Origin of the sequence: Brevundimonas sp., assembly GCF_041688735.1 — a bacterium.
GTDB lineage: Bacteria > Pseudomonadota > Alphaproteobacteria > Caulobacterales > Caulobacteraceae > Brevundimonas.
Map to the genome: position 1 here is coordinate 1 of NZ_JBDNHO010000044.1, position 5,132 is coordinate 5,132.

4 protein-coding genes and 1 pseudogene are annotated in these 5,132 nt (G+C 66.5%); all 5 read left to right on the forward strand.

Annotated elements, in window-relative coordinates; genetic code table 11:
- Positions 1-118: pseudogene (locus ACESMO_RS04905) on the forward strand (IS5/IS1182 family transposase); the annotation flags it as partial.
- A gap of 59 nt (positions 119-177) precedes the next feature.
- On the forward strand, positions 178-855 hold the full coding sequence (locus tag ACESMO_RS04910) for a DUF305 domain-containing protein (protein WP_372707060.1): 678 nt from the start codon (positions 178-180) through the stop codon (positions 853-855).
- A gap of 23 nt (positions 856-878) precedes the next feature.
- Positions 879-2,714: an LVIVD repeat-containing protein gene (locus ACESMO_RS04915; protein ID WP_372707061.1), complete on the forward strand. Its 1,836-nt coding sequence runs from the start codon at positions 879-881 to the stop codon at positions 2,712-2,714.
- A 99-nt stretch (positions 2,715-2,813) separates the two neighbouring features.
- Positions 2,814-4,334 (forward strand): RNA polymerase factor sigma-54, encoded by a 1,521-nt coding sequence (gene rpoN, locus ACESMO_RS04920; RefSeq protein WP_372707062.1) that lies wholly within the window; start codon positions 2,814-2,816, stop codon positions 4,332-4,334.
- A 149-nt stretch (positions 4,335-4,483) separates the two neighbouring features.
- Positions 4,484-5,132: ribosome hibernation-promoting factor, HPF/YfiA family (gene hpf / locus ACESMO_RS04925; protein ID WP_372707063.1), on the forward strand; the 649-nt coding region annotated here is incomplete at its 3' end.

Sequence of the window (5,132 nt, forward strand, 5' to 3'; positions counted from 1 at the left end):
CGAGAACATGTTCGGCAGGCTCAAGGACTGGCGACGCATCCATACCCGCTACGACCGATGCGCACACACCTTCATGTCTGCCATCACTATCGCCGCCACGGTGATCTTCTGGCTATGATCAATGAGTCCTGAGCCTAGTCTGAGCCCAGCCGAAATGGCCTGTCGGAGCCCTAGCGTTTGTCCACTATCCTTGGAATCGTGCTCGCGGGTCTCGTCGCGGCTCCGACGACCCTCCAGTCCCCGCCGATCTTTCAGCCGGGCGCGCCGGGCGCGGCCTCGCGTGTGATCAGCGCGGACGAGGCCGTGCGCCTGAGCCGGTCCACCTTCACCGGGGCCGATGTCGGCTTCATGCAGCACATGATCGTTCACCACGCCCAGGCGGTGGAGATGGTCGATCTGTTGCGGACGCAAGGGGCGGACGCGACGGTCAAGCGGCTGGGCCAGCGCATCGCCTTCAGCCAGGAGGCTGAGATGACGCTCATGCGTGACTGGCTGACGGCGCGCGGCCAGCCGCTGGAGATGCCGGGCATGGGCGGGACGGTGGGCATGGATCATTCGATGCACGCGGGTCACGCGGCGGGTCACGCCATGCCGGCCAGCGACACGCCCGTGATGGCCGGCATGCTGTCTCCGGCCCAGATGCAGACGTTGGCCGCCGCGCGCGGGGCGGCCTTCGACCGGCTGTTCCTCGCGGGCATGATCCAGCATCATCAGGGCGCGCTCGACATGGTCGACGCCCTGCTGGCGACGCCGAACTCGGCCCAGGACACGATGCTGTCCGACTTCACCACCTCGGTCGTCGCCGATCAGTCGGCGGAGATCCGGCGTATGCAATCCCTTTTGTCTGACCTCTGAACTCCTTTTACGAAAGAGCGACCATGAACATTCGCGGCACCCTGCTTTCCATCGTCGCCGTCATCGGCGTCCTGCTGGGCACCACGGCGGCCCAGGCCCAGGTGCCGACCCAGACCATAGCGGCGGACGTCCGGACCGCTCTGTCCGGCGGCCTGACCGACGCGGGCGTCGCCACATCGGGGATGGCGCTGGAGTATGCGGTGGCGCCGGCCCCCGGCTTCTCCGATCCCGAGACCATGTTCTCGCCGCCGGCCACCCAGGCCCAGGCCGAGGCCTTCATGGCCAAGATGCGGGAAAATCCAAACCGCTACGCCCCACTGTCCCTGGCCAACAGCGACATGGCGATGTCGAACGGACGGCTGTTTGTCGGCAACTTCAACGGCTTCAACGCCTATGACCTCAGCCGTGGCGCGCCCCGGCTGGTGATGTCCGTGGTCTGTCCCGGCGGTCAGGGCGACGTCTCGGTGCATGGCAACCTGCTGTTCATGTCGGTCGAGGAGAACCGCGGCCGTCTGGACTGCGGCACGTCCGGCGCCGCCGGCGACGTCAATGCCGAGCGCTTTCGCGGCGTGCGCATCTTCGACATCAGCGACCTGAACGCCCCGCGCCAGGTCGCCGCCGTCCAGACCTGCCGCGGCTCGCACACCCACACCCTGGTCCCGGACCCGGCCGATCCGCGCAGCCTGTATGTCTACAACCAGGGCACCTCGGGCGTACGCAAGACCGGGGAACTGGCCATCTGCTCGGACGGTCGGCCCGACGCCAACCCCGAGACCGCCCTGTTCTCGATCGACATCATCAAGGTGCCACTCGACCGGCCCCAGGACGCCGCCATCGTCAATCGTCCCCGCATCTTTGCCGACAGCACCGGCCGCGTCGCCGGCCTGTGGCGCGGTGGCCGCGCCGGCATCGCCAGCCAGCGCACGGCGGAAACTGACCAGTGCCACGACATCACTGTCTATCCCGAGATCGGTCTGGCCGCCGGCGCGTGCAGCGGCAACGGCATCCTGCTGGACATTTCAGACCCGCAGAACCCGACCCGCCTGTCCGACATCTTCGATCCCGACATGGCCTACTGGCACTCGGCCACCTTCAACAATGCGGGCGACAAGGTCGTCTTCACCGATGAATGGGGCGGCGGCCTCGCCGCGCGCTGCCAGGCGGCGGACCCGGCCACCTGGGGTGCCAATATGGTCGCCACCATCGAGAACCGCACCCTGACCGGCCGCAGCTTCCACAAACTGCCCTCGGCCCAGGGCGCGACCGAGAACTGCGTCGCCCACAACGGCAATCTGATCCCGGTCCCGGGCCGCGACCTGATGGTCCAGGCCTGGTATCAGGGCGGCATCTCGGTCATGGACTTCACCGATCCGCTGAAGCCGGTCGAGATTGCGTATTTCGACCGCGGCCCGATCGACGCCAACAAGCTGTATGTCGGAGGCTCATGGTCGGCCTACTGGTTCAACGGCCGCATCTACAGCAGCGAGATCGCGCGCGGCCTCGACGTGCTGAAACTGGTCCCCGGCGACCATCTGTCGGCGGCCGAGATCGCTGCGGCCGAAAGCATCCGCGCCGTTGAGATCAACCCCCAGACCCAGACCCGCTTCACCTTCGCCGACAGCCCCGACGTGGCCGAGGCCTATCTGGACCAGTTGTCCCGGTCGCCGGGGTTCAACGCCGATCTCGGCGGTCAGGTCAGCGCGCAGATCGACCAATGGCGCGGCGGTGCCGCCGACAAGCCCGGCGCGACGGCCCTTTCCCAAGCGCTCGCCGCCGCTTCGGAAAAGACGACGGGGGCTGACGCGGCCCGGCTGAAGTCGCTAGCGGGTCTGTTCGAGCGGATCGGTTCCGCGACATAGGACGGCCTGACCGGAGCGCTTAGAGCGCCGTTAACCGTTTCAGCGACAAGGTCGCCCCAGCAAGTTTCGGGCCAAGTCGGTCCGAGCGGGGGACACGCGGTGCTCGGGCAAAGGCTGGAGATCAGGCAGGGCCAGGGGCTGGTCATCACGCCCCAGCTGCAGCAGGCGATCAAGCTGCTCCAACTGTCCAATCTCGAGCTGGACGCCTTCGTCGAGGCCGAGCTGGAGCGGAACCCGCTGTTGCAGCGCGAGGACGGCGAACCGGGCGGCGAGGCCGAAGCCCCGGCCGAGATCGTGGACAATGGCGACGGCGCAGAGATGACCTTCGAGGACGGGCGGGTCACCGACTCGGACCGAACGCTCGATGCCCGCTCCGACGACGTCTACGGCGACGCCAGCCCCGGCGAGCGGACCTCCGACCGGATGGAGGACGTCGGGACCGGTGAGGCCCAGGTCGGGCTGAACGACTGGTCGCGGGCGGGTTCCGGGGGCGGCGTGCCGGACGGCGAGGGACGCGAGCAGCCCGACACGCGCGACGCCACCCTGTGGGAACATCTACAGGCCCAGGCGTCACAGGCGGGCTTCACCGCCGCGGATCACGCCATCGCCCTGACCCTGATCGATATGGTCGACGAGGGCGGCTATCTGCGCGGCGAACTTGACGAGGTCGCCGACCGGCTGGGCATTGCCCTGGAACGCGTCGAGGCGGTGCTATCCATCTGTCACGGCTTCGAGCCGACGGGCGTCATGGCACGCTCGGTGCCCGAATGCCTGAAGCTGCAACTGATCGAGCGCAACCGCTTCGATCCGGCGATGGACTGCATGCTGGCCAACCTCGACCTGCTGGCCAAGCGCGACCTGACGGCCCTGAAAAAGGTCTGCGACGTCGACGCTGAGGACATGGCCGATATGATCGCCGAGTTGAAGGCGCTGACGCCGCGGCCCGGCGCGGGGTTCGGCGGCGAGCCGGCTCAGACGGTGATCCCCGACGTGCATGTGCGGGCCGATCCAGCCGGCGGCTGGAAGGTCGAGTTGAACGGCGACACCTTGCCTCGCCTGATCATGGACAAGCGCTATCACGGGGTGGTGGCGGCGGGATCGCGTTCGGCGACCGAGAAGACCTTCGTCGCCGACTGCGCCGCCCAGGCCAGCTGGCTGGTCAAGTCGCTCGACCAGCGGGCCAGGACCATACTGAAGGTGTCGTCCGAGATCGTGCGTCAGCAGGACGCCTTCCTGGCCTTCGGCGTGGAGTTCCTGCGACCGCTGAACCTCAAGACCGTCGCCGACGCCATCGGCATGCATGAATCCACGGTCAGCCGGGTCACCTCGAACAAATACGTCTCGACCCCGCGTGGCGTGTTCGAGCTGAAATTCTTCTTTACGGCGGCGATCCAGTCGTCCGATGGCGGCGCGACACACTCGGCCGAAGCCGTCCGTCACCGGATCAAGGCCATTATCGAGAGCGAGACGCGTGACGGCGACGTTCTGTCTGACGATCGCATCGTCGAAATTCTCAATGAGGCGGGCATCGATATCGCCCGGCGCACCGTGGCGAAGTATCGCGAGGCCCTGCGCATACCGTCGTCGGTCGAGCGCAAGCGGATGCTGAAGACCGGCTGATATCCGACAGGGACAAACAAATATGCCTTGTCTCGCAAGTCGCGGCTATTTTGTCTCCGAAGTCTCCACGAAGTCTTCATCGGCCGAAGCGTCACCACATTTCGGTGATCGGCGTTGACACCATTCCCGTTCGGTCGCGTTCTGTCCCTATGCAAATCCAAGTCAGCGGCAAGCACGTGGATGTCGGCGAAGCGTTAGGCTCGCGCATCTCCCAGGAACTCGAAGACGGGATCGGCAAATATTTCGAACGCGGCGCGCAAGACGCAGAGGTCGTGGTGTCGAAAGACGGCTACGGCTTCAAGGTGGATTGCTGGGTCCGCCTCGCGACCGGACAAGCCATCGTCACCACCGGACAGGGCGTGGACGCCCATGGTGCCTTTTCCGACTCGCTCGAAAAGCTTGAGAAACGGGTCCGACGCTACAAGCGCCGCCTGAAGAACCACCACGCTGGCCCGCGCGGCCTCTCGCCTGAAAAGAGCGAGAACGCCGCGCGCGAGGTGGCCCGCAGCATGGTGCTGCGCGATCCCAACACCGTCGAGGACGAGGCGTTCGGCGACTCCAGCGAACCGCAAGGCCCACCGCCGGTCGGCATGGTCATCGCCGAGACTGAACATGAAATCCGCACCCTGACCGTCGGTCGGGCTGTGATGGAGCTGGATATGACGGGCTATCCCGTGATCCTGTTCCGCAACGCGGCGCACGGTGGTCTGGCCGTGGTCTATAGACGGCCGGACGGCAACGTCGGCTGGATCGACCCGGAGCGGACGTCGAAGACTCTCAATGGGCACGGTTCGCTAG